This window comes from Stenotrophomonas sp. 28608_Sma, from assembly GCF_056486185.1.
In genome coordinates, this window is record NZ_CM151308.1 from 4,962,501 (window position 1) to 4,981,417 (window position 18,917).

Annotated in this window: 17 protein-coding genes (1 of these 17 only partly in view); 7 read left to right on the top strand and 10 right to left on the bottom strand. The window is 68.5% G+C overall.

Features of this window, described 5'->3' with window-relative positions; all coding sequences use genetic code 11:
• Window positions 1–756 carry the 3' portion of a benzoate/H(+) symporter BenE family transporter gene (locus ACZLHH_RS23320; RefSeq protein ID WP_180845382.1) on the top strand. The gene continues 432 nt to the left of window position 1, outside the view, so only the last 756 of its 1,188 coding nucleotides appear in the window; the start codon falls outside the window, past its left edge; it ends in the stop codon at window positions 754–756.
• 6 nt (window positions 757–762) lie between these two features.
• On the opposite strand, the gene ACZLHH_RS23325 is transcribed toward ACZLHH_RS23320, so the two are convergent.
• From ACZLHH_RS23325 to egtB, 5 genes are all read right to left on the bottom strand, one after another.
• A complete protein-coding gene (locus tag ACZLHH_RS23325) occupies window positions 763–1,536 on the bottom strand; it encodes a DUF2628 domain-containing protein (protein ID WP_107433758.1) in 774 nt (257 codons plus the stop codon).
• A gap of 49 nt (window positions 1,537–1,585) precedes the next feature.
• Window positions 1,586–2,452 carry a D-hexose-6-phosphate mutarotase gene (locus ACZLHH_RS23330; RefSeq protein ID WP_180845381.1) on the bottom strand — a complete coding sequence of 289 codons (867 nt, stop codon included), beginning with the start codon at window positions 2,450–2,452 and terminating at the stop codon, window positions 1,586–1,588.
• A gap of 40 nt (window positions 2,453–2,492) precedes the next feature.
• Window positions 2,493–3,761, bottom strand: a complete 1,269-nt coding sequence (locus ACZLHH_RS23335) for a lytic murein transglycosylase (protein ID WP_180845380.1) — start codon at window positions 3,759–3,761, stop codon at window positions 2,493–2,495.
• Between the two features lie 84 nt (window positions 3,762–3,845).
• On the bottom strand, window positions 3,846–4,820 hold the full coding sequence (egtD, locus tag ACZLHH_RS23340) for an L-histidine N(alpha)-methyltransferase (protein ID WP_180845379.1): 975 nt from the start codon (window positions 4,818–4,820) through the stop codon (window positions 3,846–3,848).
• Window positions 4,817–6,088: an ergothioneine biosynthesis protein EgtB gene (gene egtB / locus ACZLHH_RS23345; RefSeq protein WP_180845383.1), complete on the bottom strand. Its 1,272-nt coding sequence runs from the start codon at window positions 6,086–6,088 to the stop codon at window positions 4,817–4,819. The genes egtD and egtB overlap by 4 nt, the downstream gene beginning before the upstream one ends.
• 150 nt (window positions 6,089–6,238) lie before the next feature.
• On the opposite strand from egtB, the gene ACZLHH_RS23350 reads away from it, so the two are divergent.
• The gene (locus tag ACZLHH_RS23350) at window positions 6,239–7,519 is read left to right on the top strand and encodes a GGDEF domain-containing protein (RefSeq protein ID WP_107433753.1); all 1,281 of its coding nucleotides are present in this window, start codon (window positions 6,239–6,241) and stop codon (window positions 7,517–7,519) included.
• Window positions 7,520–7,522: 3 nt separating this feature from the next.
• Here ACZLHH_RS23350 and ACZLHH_RS23355 read toward each other — a convergent pair whose 3' ends face one another.
• Complete coding sequence (locus tag ACZLHH_RS23355; protein WP_107433752.1) at window positions 7,523–7,915, bottom strand: YchJ family protein; 393 nt, start codon at window positions 7,913–7,915, stop codon at window positions 7,523–7,525.
• Between the two features lie 102 nt (window positions 7,916–8,017).
• Here ACZLHH_RS23355 and ACZLHH_RS23360 point away from each other — a divergent pair, with 102 nt between their 5' ends.
• Window positions 8,018–8,797: a sulfite exporter TauE/SafE family protein gene (locus ACZLHH_RS23360; protein WP_071229494.1), complete on the top strand. Its 780-nt coding sequence runs from the start codon at window positions 8,018–8,020 to the stop codon at window positions 8,795–8,797.
• A 96-nt stretch (window positions 8,798–8,893) separates the two neighbouring features.
• Here the strand turns inward: ACZLHH_RS23360 and ACZLHH_RS23365 are convergent, their stop codons facing one another.
• From ACZLHH_RS23365 to folE, 4 genes are all read right to left on the bottom strand, one after another.
• The gene (locus tag ACZLHH_RS23365; protein WP_107433751.1) at window positions 8,894–12,274 is read right to left on the bottom strand and encodes an ATP-binding protein; all 3,381 of its coding nucleotides are present in this window, start codon (window positions 12,272–12,274) and stop codon (window positions 8,894–8,896) included.
• Between the two features lie 16 nt (window positions 12,275–12,290).
• Entirely contained in the window at window positions 12,291–12,992 is a 702-nt protein-coding gene (locus ACZLHH_RS23370) for a DUF4194 domain-containing protein (RefSeq protein WP_005411692.1), read from the bottom strand.
• Entirely contained in the window at window positions 12,979–14,448 is a 1,470-nt protein-coding gene (locus ACZLHH_RS23375) for a DUF3375 domain-containing protein (RefSeq protein ID WP_032130217.1), read from the bottom strand. Before ACZLHH_RS23375 ends, ACZLHH_RS23370 begins: the two co-directional genes overlap by 14 nt.
• Before the next feature lie 112 nt (window positions 14,449–14,560).
• Window positions 14,561–15,172: a GTP cyclohydrolase I FolE gene (gene folE / locus ACZLHH_RS23380; RefSeq protein WP_004141296.1), complete on the bottom strand. Its 612-nt coding sequence runs from the start codon at window positions 15,170–15,172 to the stop codon at window positions 14,561–14,563.
• Window positions 15,173–15,771: 599 nt separating this feature from the next.
• On the opposite strand from folE, the gene ACZLHH_RS23385 reads away from it, so the two are divergent.
• From ACZLHH_RS23385 to ACZLHH_RS23400, 4 genes are all read left to right on the top strand, one after another.
• Window positions 15,772–16,227: a MarR family winged helix-turn-helix transcriptional regulator gene (locus ACZLHH_RS23385; protein ID WP_012481667.1), complete on the top strand. Its 456-nt coding sequence runs from the start codon at window positions 15,772–15,774 to the stop codon at window positions 16,225–16,227.
• Between the two features lie 108 nt (window positions 16,228–16,335).
• Window positions 16,336–16,545, top strand: coding sequence for a DUF1656 domain-containing protein (locus ACZLHH_RS23390; protein ID WP_010487502.1), 210 nt, complete (start codon window positions 16,336–16,338; stop codon window positions 16,543–16,545).
• Window positions 16,542–17,459: an efflux RND transporter periplasmic adaptor subunit gene (locus tag ACZLHH_RS23395; protein WP_032973896.1), complete on the top strand. Its 918-nt coding sequence runs from the start codon at window positions 16,542–16,544 to the stop codon at window positions 17,457–17,459. Before ACZLHH_RS23390 ends, ACZLHH_RS23395 begins: the two co-directional genes overlap by 4 nt.
• Window positions 17,456–18,916 (top strand): efflux transporter outer membrane subunit, encoded by a 1,461-nt coding sequence (locus ACZLHH_RS23400; protein ID WP_180844727.1) that lies wholly within the window; start codon window positions 17,456–17,458, stop codon window positions 18,914–18,916. The genes ACZLHH_RS23395 and ACZLHH_RS23400 overlap by 4 nt, the downstream gene beginning before the upstream one ends.
• Window position 18,917 lies beyond the last annotated feature (1 nt).

Here is an 18,917-nt window from a genome sequence, read left to right on the forward strand (position 1 = left end):
CTGGACGTGTTCGTGGCCATGAACGCCCAGCTGGTACTGGCGCTGACCATGTTCGCCACGTGGCTGGCCGGACGCCGCCTGTTCCCGCGCTATGCGGTCATCGCCACCCTGCTGGTCGGCATCGCGGTTGCGGCCAGCCGTGGCCTGCTGCACGCACAGCAGGTGCAGCTGCAACTGGCGGTACCGCAATGGGTGACCCCATCCCTGTCCTGGACCGCGGTGGCCGGCATCGCCCTGCCCCTGTTCGTGGTCACCATGGCCTCGCAGAACATTCCGGGCGTGGCGGTGATGCGGGCATCCGGCTACGACGCCCCGGTGTCGCCGCTGATCGGCTGGATCGGTGTGGTCAATACGCTGCTGGCACCGTTCGGTGCGTACGCGCTGAACCTGGCGGCAATCACCGCCGCGATCTGCATGGGCCGTGATGCCCATGAGGACCCGGCACGACGCTATACCGCCGCGATGGCGGCCGGCGCCTTCTACATTGTCGTCGGGCTGTTCGGCGCCACCGTGGCCGCACTGTTCGCGGCGTTCCCGAAAGAGCTGGTGGCCTGCGTGGCCGGTATCGCGCTGTTCGGCACCATCGCCAACAGCCTGGCCAGTGCGCTGGCAGTAGAGCGGGACCGCGAGGCGGCACTGGTCACCTTCCTGGTGACCGCCTCGGGCGTCTCGCTGGCCGGCATCGGCTCGGCGTTCTGGGGCCTGGTGGCCGGTGCGCTGTGCCTGCTGGTGCTGCGGCCCCGCCAGGGACGCTGACCTGCCCTACCCCGCCAATGCGGCGCCGACGGTGCTCAGCACCACCGCGATGACGATGGCGATCAGTGTGGCGACCACGCTGGTGCCGCCGCGCGCGGTCAGCTCGCTGCGCAGCCGTGCGTCATCGCCGCCGGTGACGGCACGGGCCTGGGCGATCAGTCGCTGGCAGTGTGCCAGGTACCAGCTGTTGCCGAAGATGCCGGTGGTGATGCTGAGCGCGAAGGTGATGACCAGTGACAGGCCATCCGGCACATCCAGCAAGGTCTCGACCACGCTGATCAGCAGCAGCAGGCCAGCCCACATCGCCGCCAGGCGGTACATCTTGCGGTACATCATCCAGATCAGGCCGAGCAGGAATGCCGGCCAGTGCCAGGTGCCACTGCCCGTGGCGATGCCCTGATCCAGCCGCCAGCGCTGGCGATAGATCGGGAAGTTGCCACCGACCACGCTGGCGTACAAGGCCATCTCGCCCTCCAGCCCGGCAGCCGCAGCCACATCCGGTGCAGCGACCGGCGCACGATAGGGGTCGGACGGATCGCCGACGCTCGGCGCAATGCCCTCGGCCGCAGGCGCTGCGTCGATATCCAGGACCGGAGCCACCTCGACCTGCGTTGAGGCCTGATCCAGCTCCGCCAACGGCCGCCACGAGGGCATGCCCTCGCACCAGAGCAGCGTTCGCGCCGTGACCGTCCCTTCCCGCTGCAGCTGGCGAAGACCGGCCAGATCCACCGGCCCACTGCTCTGCCTGCCATTGGCGTACCACCATTGTGCTTCCTGCATGTTTTCCGTCCTTGCTACTGCATCGACAAACTGAAACCGCTGCCAGCGCCTACAGCGCGTTACTGGCCAGGGTCTGCACCAGCTGATGGCGCTCACCCGGCGCAAGCGTAATCTGCTCCGGGCCTGCGTTGGCCACTTCCAGGCAAACGTAATCGTGCCAGCCATCGCCGACATCGGCCATTTTCGCTGCCGCCTCCGCACCGGGATTCCAGGCCACCAGCGTCTGGCTGCCTTCGCTGCGGATCTCGATCCGCCGCTGCAGTACGGGATCACGCAGCACGTAATGGCCGCCGGCACCGGTATAGATGCGATCGCTGCGACCGGGGTCACGCGGATCGCGCAATGACCACGGTCCCTGTTGCAGGCGCAGCTGCGCATAGTCCTCGTACTTGTCCAGGTACTGCAGGCCATCAAGGCCCTCGACCTCGACCTGGTTGGCATCGCCCACCCGGAAATAGCTGTGCAGGGCCTGGGTGAAGGTCACCGGCGAGGTTCCGGTGTTCTCGGTGACGAGCTGCTGACGCAGCTGGCGGCCGATGCGCAACTGCATCTGCAGGCGCAGGCCGGGATCGGCGCAGGGTGCAGGTGCCAACTGCAGCTCGACCTCACCGTCATCGCTCTGGCTGGCCTGCAGAAGCTCCCAACGCGCGGTGCGCACCAGGCCATGCGCGGGCATATCATTGTTCTGGCCCTGGCGGCCGAACCACGGCCAGCACACCGGGACGCCACCGCGGATGGGCGTGGGCAGCTCGGCGCGCGTGGGCGAAAGCCACAGTACATCGGGCTGCCCATCGGGAATGAACGACAGCAGCTGTCCGCCGAACACGCTGATGACCGCCGTCGCGCTGGGGGTGCGCACGTGCCAGGCCTCCAGCCCGTGATACAGGCCGCTGCTGATGTCCGGATCCGACTGCATGCGATGACGCTCCTTGAAGACCGCGGCGATGATGTCGCGGTCAGCGTGCCTGGGGCAAGGCCTTCTGCGCAGCGGGTGCGATGGCGGCCGCCTCTTCCTGCAGCGCGCGCAGGATGCGTTGGCCGGCACGCCCATCGGCGTTGGCCCAGCCCAGGCGCTGCTGCTCGGACTGGATCGCGCGACGGGTGGCGGTACCGATCATGCCGTCGGCGGTACCGATGTCGTGGCCACGCGCCAGCAGCAGGGTCTGCAGCTGACGGCGCTCATCGCGGCCGATGCCGGGATCATCCGTCGGCCAGGCGGTGGCCAGCCCGTTGCCGCCACGCAGCTGGTCGGCCAGCGTGGCGATCGCCAGCGCATAGCTTTCGGCGGCATTGTAGCTGTAGATCGCGTCATAGTTGCGGAACACCAGCAGCGCCGGACCCTTGATCCCTGCCGGCAGCAGCAGGGCGGCGCGCGCATCCGCCGGCAGGTTGGCCGGAGCCAGCACACTGCCATCCAGCGCGGTCAGGCCCTGCGCACGCCAGTCGGCCAGGGCGCGACGCTGGGTACGTCCGGCCTGGCTGGCGTTGAAGCCAGCGGGAACAAGAACTTCCATGCCCCACGGCTCGCCACTGCGCCAGCCGGCACGCTTGAGGTAGTTGGCAGTGGAGGCCAGCGCATCGGGAATGCTGCCGACCAGATCGCGGCGGCCATCGCCATCACCGTCCACGGCGATGCGTGCGTAGGTGCTGGGCATGAACTGCGTATGCCCGAAGGCACCGGCCCAGGAACCGGTGAGGCCCTGTGCCTGCAGGTCGCCGCGATCGATCAGCTTGAGCAGTGCCAGCAATTCACCGCGGAAGAAGGGTTGGCGACGGCCGGCGCAGGACAGCGTGGCCAGTGACTGCAGCAGGGGGCGCTTGCCGAACACGCGGCCGTAGTCGCTCTCCACGCCCCAGACCGCGACGATGGTGGCCGGATCGACGCCGTACTGCGCCGACACTCGATCGAGCAGGTCGCGATGCTGCTGCAGCATGGCGCGACCATCAGCCACGCGCTGGCGATCGACCAGCGCGGCCAGGTAGTCCCAGATCGGCGTGGTGAATTCCGGCTGCGCGTCGAGCAGGCCGAGCACACTGGGGTCCGGGGTGAGGCCGGCGGTGATTTCGTTGAAGCGCTCGGCGCTGATGCCCTGGCTGGCGGCCGTGGCCTGCAGGCCCGAAAGGCAGCGGCTGAAGGCCAGATCGACGCTGGCATCCGGTGCTGCAGGCAGCGCGGGGGGCGAGGCGAGAGCGGCCGCCAGGCCGAGGGTGGTCAGAATGGGCATGGCGTCCTCCGTGTTGCCGTTGCACGGCCATCTTAGGGGTAGCGGTGCTGCAGAACCTGAAGGGGTACCGGCTGGCCGGCCGCCCTAGATGGCACGCAGCAGGCGCAGGCCGTAGGCGGGACTGTCGGCATTCCAGCGCTGCGTGACCTGCAGGCCCGCGTGCTGCAGCAGCACCTCGAAGCTGTCGTCGGTGTACTTGTGGCTGTACTCCACACGGATCGGTTCGTCGGCGGCGAAGTGGAAGGTGCGGCCGTCCAGATGCACATCCTGCGCCCAGCGGCTGACCAGATCGGTTTCGATGCGCAGCCGCGCGGTGCTGTAGCAGGCACGGTGGTGGAAGCCGTCGAGGTCGAAGTCGCTGCCGATCTCGCGATTGAGCCGGGCCAGCAGGTTGAGAGTGAACGCGGCGGTGACGCCCTGCGCGTCGTTGTAGGCCGCTTCGATCAGCGCCGGGTCCTTGTGCAGATCGATGCCGACCAGGGCCAGGCCGTCGCGGCCCATCGTCTGGCGCATCGCCCGCAGCAGTGCGACCGCGTCTTCGCCTTCAAAGTTGCCCAGCGTGGAACCGGGGAAGAACAGCAGCCGTCGCGCGGGTTCGCGCTCGGGCATGGGAACGGCGACGGGGCGGGTGAAGTCGGCACAGACCGGCAGCATCTCCACCTCCGGCAACGCCGGCGCCAGATGATCGATGCTGGACAGCAGCGCGGCCCGCGAGATTTCAATCGGCGTATAGGCCACCGGGTCGTGAAGTGCGGCCAGCAGCAGCGCGGTCTTGCGTCCGCTGCCGCTGCCCAGCTCCACCACGTGCAGACGCGGGCCAACGCTGCGGGCGATGTCCGGCAGCACACGCTTCAGCAGGGCCAGCTCGGTGCGCGTGGGGTAGTACTCGGGGGTCTGCGTGATCTGCTCGAACAGTCGCGAGCCACGCGCATCGTAGAAGTACTTGGACGGCAGCTGGCGCGGCGTACGTGAGAGTCCGGCCACTACGTCGGAGAGGATCTGCTGCCGCCCGGGGGTGAGATCGGTCAATGCCTGCAGCGCGTCATGCACGGTGCTCATGTGAGGTCCCTGGCCAGGCGCAGCCCGGAGAACTGCCAGCGCGCCGGCGGCATGAAGAAGTTGCGGTAGCTGGCACGCACATGGCCGCGGGGTGTCGCGCAGCTGCCGCCACGCAGCACCCACTGCCCGCACATGAACTTGCCGTTGTACTCACCGAGGTTGCCGGTGAAGGGACGGAAGCCCGGATAGGCGCCATACGCGCTGTGGGTCCACTCCCAGACATCGCCGAACAGCTGCCGCATTCCACTGCCCTGCGCTGCCTGCGGATGCAGCCGGTCGTCGTCAGCGAAATGGCCGCGCAGCGGCTGCGACGCAGCGGCGGCTTCCCATTCGTACTCGCTGGGCAGGCGCGCGCCGGACCAGCGGGCGCAGGCATCGGCCTCGTAGTAGCTGAGGTGGCAGACCGGCGCGTGCGGATCCAGTTCGCGCCAACCGCCCAGGGTGTACTCGCGCTGCAGGGCGTCATCCCAGTACAGCGGGTGCTGCCAGCCCTCGGCTTCGCGCAGCGCCCAGCCTTCGCTGAGCCACCAGCGCGGTTCGCGGTAGCCGCCGGCGTCGATGAAGGCCCGATACTCGGCATTGCTGACGGGACGCTCGGCCAATGCGTGCGCGGGGAGCAGCACCCGGTGCGCTGGCGATTCGTTGTCGTAGGCGAACGCGGCCTGCTGCGGCCATGCCGCGGCGCCGACGGTGACGATGCGCTCGGGTGATTCGATCCAGCCCTGCGCACTGGCAGCGCTGGTGGCAGGCTGCAGGTCCTCGCGGTAGGTGGGCTGCAATGGGTTGCACCAGAACGCATGCTTGATGTCGGTGAGCAGCAGTTCCTGGTGCTGCTGCTCGTGCTGCAGGCCCAGCTGCAGATGTTGCAGTGCCTGTTCATCGAGATCGCCCGCCGCCAACCGCGATTGCACCTGCGCATCGACCTGCTGGCGGTAGTCGCGCACCTGCTGCAGCGACGGGCGCGACAGCAACCCGCGCTGTGGCCGCGCATGCGCCGGGCCGATGCTCTTGTAGTAGCTGTTGAACAGGTAGTCCCAGGCCGGGTCATGCGCTGGCGCGGTGCCGAAACCCGCCAGCACGAAGCGTTCGAAGAACCAGGTGGTGTGGGCCAGGTGCCATTTGCTCGGGCTGGCGTCAGCCATGCTCTGCAGCATGGCGTCCTCGGCACTGAGCGGCGCGGCCAACTGCAGGCTGCGCGTCCGTACACGGGCGAACTGGCGGGCGAGATCGTGCTGCGGGGCAGCGACGGCGGCGGGTACGCTGTCCATGTGGGCAGCATCGGCGCTGGACGGTGAGTGCGACGTCATGGTTCGGCGTCACTTCGTTCACATGGATGAGCCTGCCGCATTCAAGATGCAGGCACGCACGCCGCTAACGGCAATGCTGCGGCCGCGTCGTCACCGCGCTGGAATTCCTGCTTGCCCCTGCATCCGCTCCGCCAGCCTGCGCATTACCTGTTCGTGCTGCCTGCCGTGCTGGTTGCCGTGGTGGTGTGGACCGCATTGGATACCGCAGACGTGGCCAGCCCGGCCCAGCGCGTCCTGCCCTGGCTGATGGCCTGCCTCGGTGCCGGCCTGGCCCTGCTCTACCACCAGGTGCGCACGTTGTGCCTGCTGATGGTTGTGGCGGTGATGTTCGCGCTGCTGCACCAGGACGTCGCTGGCTACCTGCGCAATGGCCATGTCACCACGCTGACACCGCTGCGCTTCCACGCCATCTCGGCCTGGTTGCCGCTGTTGTCTGCCGGCCTTGCGTTGTGGCCGGAGCGCGGACGGCGGCGCCAGGACCTGCTGCTGCGCGGTATTGCCAGCGGCACCCCGGTGATGATCTTCCTGCTGCTGGCCACACAGCAGCCGCGCGGCATGCACGATCTGCTGTCGAACCGTCACTGGGCCTGGATTCCCGCCGACTGGAACGCGCTGGCGCAGCTGCCGGCGCTGCTGTTCCTGCTGGCGACCGCAGCGTTGGGCTGGCAGGCGTGGCGGCATCCTCGGCCACTGCACACGGCGATGCTGCTGGCCCTGCTGTGCCTGTGGTGGATGCTGCCGCGGATCTTCCTGCAGCCGGTGCTGCTGCCGGCGCTGAGCAGCGCCGCCCTGCTGCTGATGCTGGGCGCGATGCTGCAGGAGTCCTTCCACATGGCCTTCCGCGATGAGTTGACCGGCCTGCCGGGGCGACGGGCATTCAACGAGACCCTGCAGCGGGCACGCGGCATCTACAGCATCGCGATGGTGGACGTGGACCACTTCAAGTCATTCAACGACACCCATGGCCACGACACCGGAGACGATGTACTGCGCCTGGTGGCCTCGCGGCTGGCGCGGGTGGGCGACGGTGGCCGTGCATTCCGCTATGGCGGTGAGGAGTTCGCGGTGGTGTTCCTGGACCGCCCTGCGGCGGCCTGCATGGATGCCGTGGAGGCGCTGCGGCAGAGCATCGAGGAGACCCGCATGCAGCTGCGCGACCGCAGCACCCGCAGCCGTGATGACGAAGCCGGCCGACAGCAGCGCGGACGCGGTGGCAGCGGCCAGGTGGTACAGGTGACGGTGAGCATCGGGCTGGCCGACAGCCGCGTGGATCCGCGCCCGATGGCGGTGGTCAAGGCCGCCGACCAGGCGCTGTACGTGGCCAAGGACGGGGGTCGCAACCAGGTGCACGCGCACGGCGGCCAGCGCGTGCTGGCTGCGCGCAGCGCGTAGGGCTCAGGCCGCGTCGAGGTAGTACCAGCGGCCGTCGATGCGCTGGAAGCGGCTGTGTTCGGTCATCTTGACCGCACTGCCGCCGCCGACGCGATAGCGCGCGGTGAAGCGGACATCGGCGCTGTCAGCACCGGTGACGGTGTGCTCGTGCAGGGTCAGGCCCAGCCAATGGGTACGCTGGCCGGGTGCATCATCCAGCGTCAACTCGGCCGGACGCGTGTCCGGATGCCAGCTCTGGCGCAGGTAGTCAGCCAGACCGCGCACGTAGGCGCTGTAGCGCGAACGCATCAGGCGCTCGGCATCGGGCGCGGCTTCGCCGGCGTGGAAACGGCCGCAGCAGGCTGCATAGTCGGCGGGAAGGCCACAGGGACAGGGATCGGCGGGTTTTCGGCTCATGCCGGCATTGTCGCCGGGTTGCGCGGATTGATCCACGCGCGGCACGGGCCAGCTGAAGCAGGACAGGCGTATGCTGTCGCGCCCCCACCTTGATTGATCGCCGTGCTGGAACTGGTTCCCCCTGAGTTGTGGTGGCTGGTGGTGATCGCCTTCATCGCCGGTCTTGTGGATGCCGCCGTGGGTGGCGGTGGCCTGGTTCAGCTGCCCGGCCTGTTCACGGTGCTGCCGCAGCAGACGCCGGCGATGCTGTTCGGTACCAACAAGTTCAGTTCGATGTTCGGCACCGGTGCGGCTGCCTGGCGCTATGCGCGCAACGTGCGCTTCCCGTGGAAGCCGGTGCTGTTCGCGGCCGGCACCGCCTTCATCTTCTCCTTCGCCGGGGCCACCGCGGTGAGCCTGCTGCCCAAGGACGCGGTGCGCCCACTGGTGCTGGTGCTGCTGATCGCGATGTTGGCCTACACGTTGTGGAAAAAGGACTTCGGCGCGCTGCACCGGCCGCAGGAGATCGGCCGCCGCGAGCTGACCATCGCACTGGCCATTGGTGCGGCGATCGGCTTCTACGATGGTTTCTTCGGGCCGGGCACCGGCAGCTTCCTGATCTTCCTGTTCGTGCGCTTCTTCGGCCTGGATTTTCTGCGCGCGTCGGCCGCGTCGAAGGTGGTGAACCTGGCGACCAATGTGGCGGCGATCTCGTTCTTCGTGCCGACCGGCAACATCCTGTGGCTGTTCGCGCTGCCGATGGCGGCGGCCAACATCATCGGTTCGGTGGTGGGCACGCGGTTGGCGCTGAAGGGCGGCACGCCGTTCATCCGCAAGCTGTTCGTGGGGCTGGTGGTGGTGCTGATCGCGCGGATGGCGTGGGATACGTTGCGCGGAGCGTGAGTGCGGTTGCCGGCCAGCGGCCGGCACTACCGGGTCATGAACCCCGCCCATGGGTAGTGCCGGCCGCTGGCCGGCATTCCCATTCAATCGGCCGGGTCAGGCCTCCGCTTCTTCCGGTTCGTTGGCCTGCTGGCGGCTGCGCTCGGGCAGCTTCAGGCGCTTGCCTTCTTCGTCGTACTCGATCAGCAGCACGCCGGAGTCGTGACGGCCGCTGATTTCGACGAAGCAGGCACCGCCGATGAACGGTTCCAGCGTCATCACCGACTTCAGCGGGGTGGCCACCACCATCTGGAAGCCGAAGTTGTCGAAGATGTTCATCGCCAGTGCGGTGAACTCGTTGTCGGCCTTGTCGAAGGCTTCGTCAAGCACGACCGCGGCGTAACTGGGCAGCTGGCTGTCGGCACCGCCGAGCTGGTAGCGCAGCGCTGCCGCCAGGCAGGTGGTAGCCAGCTTCTGGCGCTGGCCGCCGGACTTGCCGGCGCCGCTGCGGTAGATCTCGACCTGCTGGCGCGTTTCCGCATCCAGCTCGACGCCGATGAACTCCACGTGCATGCGCACGTCCAGCACCAGCTCGCGCCAGCGCTTGTCCTCGCCTTCCTGCGAGCCGAGCCGGTTGACCAGCTGGCGCAGCACGGTGAACTGCGATTCGGCCAGCTCGCGCTGCTCGGTCTGCTGCTGCGACAGCACCTCGCGCAGCTGCAGGTGGAACTCACCGACTTCCGGCAGGCGGCGGTCGCTCAGTTCAATGGTCAGCAGCGTGCCACGGTTGAACGGCACCTGTTCCAGGCTGGCGTTCACCTCGTCCAGGCGCTGGCCGATCGACTTGCGGGCCTCGGCGCTGTGGCGCTGCAGGGCCAGCAGGTTGTTCTTGCTCTGGTTCTGCAGCAGATCGAAGAAGCGCTCTTCGTGCTGCGGCAGGCCATCGCGCTCCAGGCGTTCGAGGCGGGCGAGGAAGTCCTCGGCCGAGGCCACCGACACGGTGAAGTCGCCCGATTCCTCCGGCCATTGCTGGATGAAGCGACGGAAGCAGCCGATCAGCTGGTTCTCGATGCGGTTGAGGTCCTGTTGCGAGGACGACAGCTGCTCGTTCAGCGCGTTGCTGACCTGGCGCATGTGCGCTTCCAGCGTTTCCAGGCTGAGCGGACCCTGCTCCTGCAGGCGCTCGGCAAGGCCGGCTTCCTGCTCCTGGGCCAGGCTCGGCAGCACCAGCGCACGGCTCTGCTGGCGCGCGCGGTCCAGGCGGTCGCGTTCCTTGACCAGCTGCCCGCGCTCGACGCGGACGTCTTCATAGGTGCGGCGGGCCTGCTCGATGTCGGCGCGCACGGCGTCGATCTGCTTGGCCAGCTTGGCGAGGTCGGCGTTGCCTTCACGCAGGTCGCGCAGAGTCGCTTCGATATCGCTCAGGCGCTGCTGCGGGGCAGCGATGTCGATCTCGTTCCAGCTGATGCTGACCAGCTCGTGGCAGGCCAGGCGGCGCTCATTGTCGCGGTCGCGCTGGCCGCGCAGGCGTGCGATGTCGGTCTCGCAGCTGGCGATGCGCTTGGCCAGTTCCTGTGCTTCGCGCTCGAAGGCGCCCACCTTGTCGTGGTTGTTGAAGCCGAGGATCCAGCGACGGCGGTCGCCCACCGCACTGCGGTCGTCCTTCTCGAAGCGGTCGCCCGGATGCTTGACCTGGCCTTCGCGGGTGATGCCGCGGTCGACGTTGCGCAGCTGCTTGGCATCCACGCACTCGTAGTCGAAGCGCTTGCCGAGCTCGCGCCGCAGCCAGCTTTCGAACACATGCTCGCGCAGCTCCAGCTTGTGCAGCAGCGACTTCGCCGACGGCTCGCGCGCGAACGCATCATCGTTGCGGCGCACGCGGTAGTAGGTGAAGCGCATGCCCAGGTGGGTACGGTTCACCCACTCGGCGACGTCGTTGTAGTGCTTGTCATCGACCAGCAGCGACAGCGCGAAGCCGCCCAGCACACGTTCGATGGCGCCCTGCCAGCCCTGCTCTTCCGAGCGGACCTGGATCAGCTCGCCGACGAAGGGCAGCGCAGCTTCGGCGATGCCGGTTTCCTCGGCCAGGCGCGCGCGCAGCTTCTGCATCGGCGCCGGAATGTTGGACGGCGTGCGCTGCATCGCTTCGAGTTCGCTGCGCACTTCACCGAAGCGGCGCTCGTCGTCGCGCTTGCCGCCGAGGCGATCGCTGATCGCGTCGTCCAGTGCCGCCGAGGCACGCTGGCGATCCTGCAGTTCGTTCTGCGCGCGCTCGACCAGCTCGGCGAAACCATGGGCATCGTCGGGCAGTTCGGCCTGCAGCTGCTGTGCCGCTTCCTGGGCCTGGTCACGCTTGGCCTTGCGCCGGTCGCGCTCGGCTTCGGCGCGGCCCTGCTCGCGTTCCAGTTCCTCGATGCGCTCACCGCCCTGCTGGCGGCGCTGCAGTTCCAGTTCGGCCAGGCGCTCGGTGTGGTTGTCGAGCGCGGCGCGGCGCTGGGCCTCTTCGCCGAGCAGGCCACGGTCACGCACGTCCATCTCGCGCAGGCGCGCTTCGATCAGCGCCTGGCGGCGGCTTTCGCGGAAGCTGTCGACGCCGAGCTTCAGCGCTTCGTCGTCGCCGCGCTGGCGGTGCATTTCCTTCAGGTCGTTGTAGTAGGCGCGTGCCGGCAGCAGGGTTTCCACCTGGCGGCGCGCGGTGACCACGGCCTGGTGCGCGCCATCGAGCTCGGCGAAGTCGCTGACCAGGCGCTCGGCGGCGTCGAAGGTCTTCGGCGTGTCGAGCATGAAGTCGCGCAGGAAGACGTTGAGGTCGCCCAGGTTCTTCGCCGACTGCGTCTTGTGCAGCAGGCGCAGCGCCATCTCGTTGTCGATGCCGAGCAGGTCGCGGAAGCGCTCGGCATAGCCGGAGAAGGTGTCGAAGTGATGCAGGTCGGACAGCTTCTGCTTGAGCTTGCGCAGGTCCAGGTCGAAACCGCCAAGATCCTTGGCGATGTCGAACGGACGCTCGGCGATCATGTAGTGCTTGCGCACGTCGCCGGCCGAGGTGCCGTTGCCGGAGATCCACAGCAGGCGCACCAGGCTGACCACGCGGCCATCGCCGGCGCGGTACTCCAGCACCAGTGCGGTCCAGGTCGCGCCCTTGCGCAGGTACTGGGTAGCGATTTCGCCGGTGCCGCTGTCCTGCTGGTCAGCCCACGCGCCACGCACGTAGGACACCAGGTTGCGGTCGCGGCCGCTGCGCTCGGCTTCACGCGCGGCGGCGTTGAAGTCGACGATGGCCGGCGGCGTCAGCAGCGCGGACATGGCATCGAGCAGGGTCGACTTGCCCGAGCCGGAACGGCCGACGAACAGGAAGCCGCGCTCGGCGATCGGCACTTCGGTCAGGCCGTTGAAGGTGCCCCAGTTGTGCACCTGCAGGCGGCGCATGCGGAACTGCTGCAGGCGCGGGTCCGGCAGGCCTTCGTTGAACAGTGCGGGAGTGTGCTTGGAGATAGCCATGCGATGGTCGGGTCTCTCAGGCCTCGGCGGCCGGGGTTTCGCGCAGCTGGCGGTACACCGCCGAAAGCTGGGACACGTCTTCGGCGGAGAACAGCAGCTTCAGCGCCGGCGAGACTTCGTGGCGGTCTTCCTGGCCGCTGAGGCGGGTCAGGATGTGGTTGTCCTTCATCTTCTGCACTGCCGAAGCAACGCGGCGGTTGAAGCCGGCGCGGTCGGTGGACAGGTTCTTCTCGTAGATGGCCAGCGCTTCGGCCATCTCGGCGTCGGCGACCACCGCGCGGTTGCCGCGCGCATCGGCCTCGGCCAGCTGCTGGCGCAGGTACAGCAGCAGCACCGAATCGATGAAGGTCAGCGGCGAGGTGCGCAGCAGTACCGGCGCATCAACGTCTTCGGTGTCGGCCTGGCGGGTGAACGCCACGCCGCTGTCACGGTCGAGCACCAGTTCCAGGAACAGGTCCGCCAGCGACGAGCGGATGGCCGCCTCGCTGCGGATCAGCGCCGGCCACAGCTTGGCGTGGCGCAGCTGGTCGATGCTGGGGCCGATCAGCAGCTGGCACAGCGCGCGGCGCGCATCCAGCGGCAGGCGCCCGGTATCGCCGAGGTAGTACACGTCGTTGCCACGGCGGGGCTGCGCCACGGCCGCCACCGGCTCGGCTTCGTAGGCGTCTTCCGCCACGTCGGCCTGCGCTGCGTCGATGGGATCTTCATGCCAGCTCATGGCGTCTCTCCTGGGTAAACCAAACCAGCGGGATGCGGGCGCGACGGATCTGGCCGTCGCCACCACGCCATTCGGCAAGCTCCTGCTCGCCGGCGATCACATTGCCGAAGCGCGTGCCCAGCGACAGGTAGCCGATGACGCTGCCCAGGCCCTGCGGCGCTTCACGCTGCGACAGCGCCTGGGCGATGCTGAGCCGCGGCTGTGCATCGAGCAGGTCGTGCAGGTCGCGGCGCAGGGTGCGGAAGTCGATTTCGGACGAAGCGACCAGATCGCCGACGCTTTCCAGGCTGATCGCGGCCGCGTCGTTGTACTCGACGTTGCCATCGACCTGGGCGCTGCGTGGATCGTGCAGCCTCCACTGCGACCACGAGCGCAGGCGGCTGGTGGTCAGCTGCAGGTCACGGCCGATGCCGCGCTGTGCGGGGAACTCGTCGCGCAGGGCCAGTGCTTCGGACTGCGCCTGCTTCAGCAGCTGGTTGAGGCGGCGCTGTTCCAGGTAGCCACGGCTCTGCACGAAGCCACGCAGGCTGCGCGCGAAGTTCTGCAGCACATCGTGCACCTGGCCACCGCGCTCGAGCATGGTGCTGGTGAAGCCGCGCAGGAAGTTGCGCTCGTTGCGGTCCAGGCGGCGCGCAAAGCCACGCGCCAGCACCGCTTCCAGCGCAGCATCAAGCTGTGCGCTCTGTTCGGCGTCGTTGAGCAGGCGCCAGAACGCCTGGAAGCTGCGGCCGGCATCGCTCTCGCCGATCACATCCACGCCTTCGAACAGCTGCGACAGCACATCGCCGCGCTCGCCCTCATCGTCGATGATGCGTTCGCGGAAATCGCGGTTGAGCTGCTCGAAGTCGTCGCGCACGCGGCGGAAGTCTTCGGTCAGCTCGTCGGCCAGGCCGATGATCTGGCGCGCACGTTCCAGTGCGCGCTTGCCATCCAGCGCGATCACGCGGCCAGCGCCGACGCGGGCGATCTCGGCGTCGATGCGGTCGCGCTCGTCGCGCAGCGCCGACAGGCGCGCATCCGGATCGGACTCGGTCTGCGCGGCCAGCTGCGAGAGCTGTTCGATGACCAGCGCCAGGCGGCTTTCGGTGGCAGCCACGCGGGCCTGCTCCAGGCCATCGGCGAAGCGGATCGCCTGCAGTGCCGCGGTCGACAGCTCGTACTGCTCCTGGTCGGCACCTTCGGGCAGGCGGCGTTCCAGCCAACCCTGGGCCAGCCAGTGCGCGATGTAGGCCTGCGCGGTACGCGGCAGGTCGCGCGACAGTTCGTCGCCGTTGAGCTGGTCCAGCGCACGTTGCAGGCGCTCGTTGAGCACCGACGACGACAGCGTGCGCTCGCCGTCCATCAGCAGCCCCTGCAGCAGGCCGATGATTTCCGGAGCGTGGTCGGCGGCGAGCAGCTTCCACTGGGGCTGTTCGCGCAGATGGCGGTAACGGGAGATGCGTTCGCGATGCTTCATGCAGCGAAAGAGGTCTGTTGGGCTGACAGGGACGAGCCGCCACGCACGGCGGCCGCGCGGGCAGCCGTGGGCATGCCGGCCCGCAGGGGCCGGCGGAGTGCGGGCAAGCGGCTCAGCGCTTGCCGCCCACTTCGATGAAGCGCAGGAACTCGGCGCGGGTACGCGCGTCGTCGCGGAAGCTGCCCAGCATCTTGGAGGTAACCATGCTGACGCCGCGCTTGTGGATGCCGCGGGTGGTCATGCATTCATGGGCGCCTTCGACGACCACGCCGACACCGATCGGCTGCAGCACATCCTGGATGCACTGGGCGATCTGCGCGGTCATCTTCTCCTGCACCTGGAAACGGCGGGCATAGGCTTCGACGACGCGGGCCAGCTTGCTGATGCCCACCACCTTGCCGGCCGGCAGGTAGCCGACGTGCACGCGGCCGATGATCGGCGCCATGTGGTGCTCGCAGTGGCTTTCGTACTCGATGTCGCGCAGGACGATCAGTTCGTCGTAGCCGGCCACTTCCTCGAAGGTCCGCTCCATGTAGGCGCGGGGGTCGTCGCGGTAACCGCTGAACCAGTCGCCATAGGCTTCGGCGACACGGCGGGGGGTATCCAGCAGGCCTTCACGGGACGGGTCCTCACCGGCCCAGCGCAGCAGGGTGCGCACGGCATCCTCGGCCTGGTCCTGGGTCACGTCGCCCTGCGGGGCGGCCTTTTCGTTGTTCTTGCTCATTGCGTACAGCGTCCCGAACGGGGGGCGAGCATCGTACCCGACCGGGGGGTGGGTCGTCCTGTTGGGACGGTTCATCGGGGGGTCGTTGTTGGCGCGTCGTTGCTGTCGGTCTGGAGGGGGAGAGGGGACTGCGCAGGACACGCCGTAAACCCGTCCATGGGGGCTCGATGGCGCCATCCATGGCGCCAACGGTCCTGCGCAGCCCCCTCTCCCCCCTCCCTGACAGTTTCCTGCGGGCGCGGCCGGACCACCCGAAAGCGGGGGTCAAAAGCGGGGTTCATGGCTCCGGAAGCACCGCGCGCTGCGGCATTGGTGGGTGCGGACCGTTGGTCCGCACTGCTTCTGCTTCTGCCTTTAAAGAGCCAACCCACCGCGCCCGCGGGGTGATGGGCAGGCAGCGGGGGTCGGGCGGGGCAGGACCGTCCGCGGCATGGATGCCGCGGCCGAGCCCCCAAGGATGGGTTCACGGCGTGTCCTGCCCCGTCCGGCCCCCGCTGCCCCACCCGTAGCAACGTGGCGCAACGCTTTACTCAACACACCCGCCCATTCAGAAAAACCCATTGATAGGAATGAAATTAGTAGTATCCTATCTATCTCTTATGGACCGACCCCTCGACGAGCGCACCGTGCTGCAGATGCAGCTCAGCTCCGGCCTGCTGTACGCAGGGCGGCAGTGGCAGCGCCTGGCCGACAGCCGGCTCGGCAGCTACGGCATCTCCACCGCCTGCACCATGCCCCTGCTGATGATCGGCCGCTCCGGCGGTGGCATCCGCCAGGTGGCGCTGGCCCAGCAGCTGGGCATGGAGGGTCCTTCCCTGGTGCGCCTGCTGGACAAGCTGTGCGCCAGCGACCTGGTCCGCCGCGAGAGCGATGCCAGCGACCGCCGCGCCAACCTGCTGTGGCTGACCGACGCGGGACACGCGCTGGTCAGCGAGCTGGAAGACCAGTTGATCGGCCTGCGCCAGGACGTGTTCGGCGAACTTTCCATGGATGAACTGCACGCCGTGCTGAAGGCATGGCGCCTGCTGGCCGAGGCCGCCGACCGCATCACGTAAGACCGCTGCCCCCGAATACCGCCGCTGCCGTGCACACGCCAGCGGCTTTTGCCCGTTGCTGTTGTTTCGTTGTTCCTCCCCTCCCCCACCTCGCCCCCGCCCCTACCGATGCCCGGTGAATTCAGTCTCCACGGAGTGTTCGTCCCGACCCTGCTCGGGTTGATGTTGTTGGCCTATCTGGTCAACAGCGGCCTGCACGCGCTGCTGCAGCGTGCCGGCGCCTATCGCCATGTATGGCACCCGGCGCTGTTCAACCTGGCGCTGTACGGAATCGTGCTGGGCCTGCTGTTCCACCTCCTGCGTTGGATGCAATCGTGAACAAGATCGTGAAGAAGACCCTGCCGGTGCTGCTCACCAGCGCAGCCGTGATCGTCGCCCTGCTGGTGCTGCGCCAGCTGTGGGTCTATTACATGGATGAGCCGTGGACCCGCGATGCCCATGTCGGCGCCGACGTGGTGCAGGTGGCGCCGGACGTATCCGGGCTGGTGGAAACGGTGCAGGTGGCCGACAACCAGGCGGTGAAGAAGGGTGACCTGCTGTTCGTGGTCGACCGTGCCCGTTACCGCATCGCGCTGGAACAGGCCAAGGCCAGCCTGGGCGAGCGCCAGGCCTCGGTGGCACAGCTGCGCCGCGAGATCGGCCGTGACCGCAGCCTGCAGGACCTGGTCGCCGCCGAGGACGCCGAAGTGCGCCGCGCCAAGCTGCAGGCCGCACAGGCCGCGCTGGCCACCGCACAGGCGGCGGTCGACCTGGCCGAGCTCAACCTGGGGCGCACCGAGGTGCGCGCACCGGCCGATGGCCGGGTCAACGACCGCACCATGCGCGTGGGCGACTACGTGGTGGCCGGCAAGCCGGTGCTGGCGCTGCTGGATACCGGCTCGTTCCGCATCGATGGTTACTTCGAGGAAACCCGCCTGCGTGGCGTGGCCCCGGGACAAGCCGTGGACATCCGCCTGATGGGCGAATCGACCCCGCTGCGTGGCCATGTCGAAAGCATCGCCGCCGGCATCGAGGACCGTTACCGCAGCAATGGCAGCACCCTGCTGCCGAACGTGACCCCGGCCTTCGACTGGGTGCGCCTGGCCCAGCGCATCCCGGTGCGCATCGCCATCGACGAGGTGCCCAAGGGCGTGGAACTGATCGCCGGCCGCACCGCCACGGTGACCGTGGACACCGGCCGCCATCCGCACAACGACAAGGCCGGCACCGCGCCGACACAGGCGGGCCTGTGAACGCCGCCCTGCCCCGTCTCGGCCTGATCGTCGCGCTGGCCAGCCTGGCCGCGTGCAGGACCGTCGGCCCGGACTATGCATTGCCGGAAGGCTCGGCGTTCAAGCGCCCGCAGGCCAATGCCGCCTTCATCGATCCCCAGAACCCGCAGATCGCCGCCAACCAGGCGCTGCCCGACCGCTGGTGGTCGCTGTACAACGACCCGGTGCTGGATGGCCTGATCACCCAGGCGCTGCGTGACAACGTGGAGCTGAAGGCCGCCGATGCGCACCTGCGTCGTGCGGCGGCGGTGTACGAACAGGCGCTGGACGCCGGTGGCTTCGAGTACGAGGCCGAGGCCGGGGTCAGCCGCGCGCAGCTGTCGGCCGAATCGTTCCTGCAGGAACACGAGCTGCCGGTGATCAACCTGGCCGATGGCAAGTTCGCGGTCAGCTACCAGTTCGACCTGTTCGGCAAGCTCAAGCGCGGCGCCGAAGCGGCGCGTGCCGACGAGCAGTCGGTCGCCGCAGCGCGCGACCTGGCCCAGGTCAGCGTGGTCGCGCAGGTGGCCGACAGCTATCTGGAAATCTGCCACGCCAACCACGAGCTGCACGTGGCCGAGCATTCGCTGCAGCTGCAGCAGCGCAGCCGCACGGTCACCGAGCGCCTGATCGCGGCCGGCCGCGGCACACCACCGGAGCTGGCCCGCGCCAATGCCCAGGTGGCGCTGCTGGAAGCTGCATTGCCGCCGCTGCAGGCGCAGCGTTCGGCGGCCGCCTATTCGCTGGCCGCCCTGCTCGGGCAGACCCCGGGCCAGCTGCCGGCCGGAGTGATCGACTGCGCGCACGCCCCCGCCCTGGCGCAGCCGCTGCCGGTCGGTGATGGCCGTGCGCTGCTGCAGCGTCGCCCGGACGTGCGCCAGGCCGAACGCAAGCTGGCCTCGGCCACGGCACGGATTGGTGTCGCCACCGCCGAGCTGTACCCCGACATCCGCCTGGGTGCCTCGCTCGGTGCCGCCGGCCTGCTGGAGGACTTCGGCACGCCGATGACCCAGCAGTGGTCGATCGGCCCGCTGATCTCGTGGACGTTGCCGTCGTCCGGCACCCACGCGCGCATCCACGCCGCCGAAGCCGGTGCCGATGCAGCCCTGGCCGAGTTCGACCACACCGTGCTGCAGGCGCTGCGCGAGACCCAGACCGCGTTGGACCGCTATGCGCAGGACCTGCGCCGGCTGCAGTCGCTGCGCATCGCGCAGGAGCAGGCCGCACTGGCCGCCGAGCAGAACCGCCGGCTGTACCAGGGCGGCCGCACGCCGTACCTGTCCAGCCTGGATGCCGACCGCAGCCTGGCCACCAGCGATGCCACCCTGGCCGCCGCCGAAGCGCAGGTCTCGCGCGACCAGATCCACCTGTTCCTGGTGCTGGGTGGTGGCTGGCAGGCCAGCGCCGCCGCGCCCAACGCCTCGACCGCAGCGAAGTAAG

Excerpts from the sequence above, each read along its gene's own strand:
- ACZLHH_RS23325 (WP_107433758.1), bottom strand. The coding sequence starts at position 1,536 with ATGCAGGAAGCACAATGGTGGTACGCCAATGGCAGGCAGAGCAGTGGG.
- ACZLHH_RS23330 (WP_180845381.1), bottom strand. The coding sequence starts at position 2,452 with ATGCAGTCGGATCCGGACATCAGCAGCGGCCTGTATCACGGGCTGGAG.
- ACZLHH_RS23335 (WP_180845380.1), bottom strand. The coding sequence starts at position 3,761 with ATGCCCATTCTGACCACCCTCGGCCTGGCGGCCGCTCTCGCCTCGCCC.
- egtD (WP_180845379.1), bottom strand. The coding sequence starts at position 4,820 with ATGAGCACCGTGCATGACGCGCTGCAGGCATTGACCGATCTCACCCCC.
- egtB (WP_180845383.1), bottom strand. The coding sequence starts at position 6,088 with ATGGACAGCGTACCCGCCGCCGTCGCTGCCCCGCAGCACGATCTCGCC.
- ACZLHH_RS23355 (WP_107433752.1), bottom strand. The coding sequence starts at position 7,915 with ATGAGCCGAAAACCCGCCGATCCCTGTCCCTGTGGCCTTCCCGCCGAC.
- ACZLHH_RS23365 (WP_107433751.1), bottom strand. The coding sequence starts at position 12,274 with ATGGCTATCTCCAAGCACACTCCCGCACTGTTCAACGAAGGCCTGCCG.
- ACZLHH_RS23370 (WP_005411692.1), bottom strand. The coding sequence starts at position 12,992 with ATGAGCTGGCATGAAGATCCCATCGACGCAGCGCAGGCCGACGTGGCG.
- ACZLHH_RS23375 (WP_032130217.1), bottom strand. The coding sequence starts at position 14,448 with ATGAAGCATCGCGAACGCATCTCCCGTTACCGCCATCTGCGCGAACAG.
- folE (WP_004141296.1), bottom strand. The coding sequence starts at position 15,172 with ATGAGCAAGAACAACGAAAAGGCCGCCCCGCAGGGCGACGTGACCCAG.
- ACZLHH_RS23385 (WP_012481667.1), top strand. The coding sequence starts at position 15,772 with ATGGACCGACCCCTCGACGAGCGCACCGTGCTGCAGATGCAGCTCAGC.
- ACZLHH_RS23390 (WP_010487502.1), top strand. The coding sequence starts at position 16,336 with ATGCCCGGTGAATTCAGTCTCCACGGAGTGTTCGTCCCGACCCTGCTC.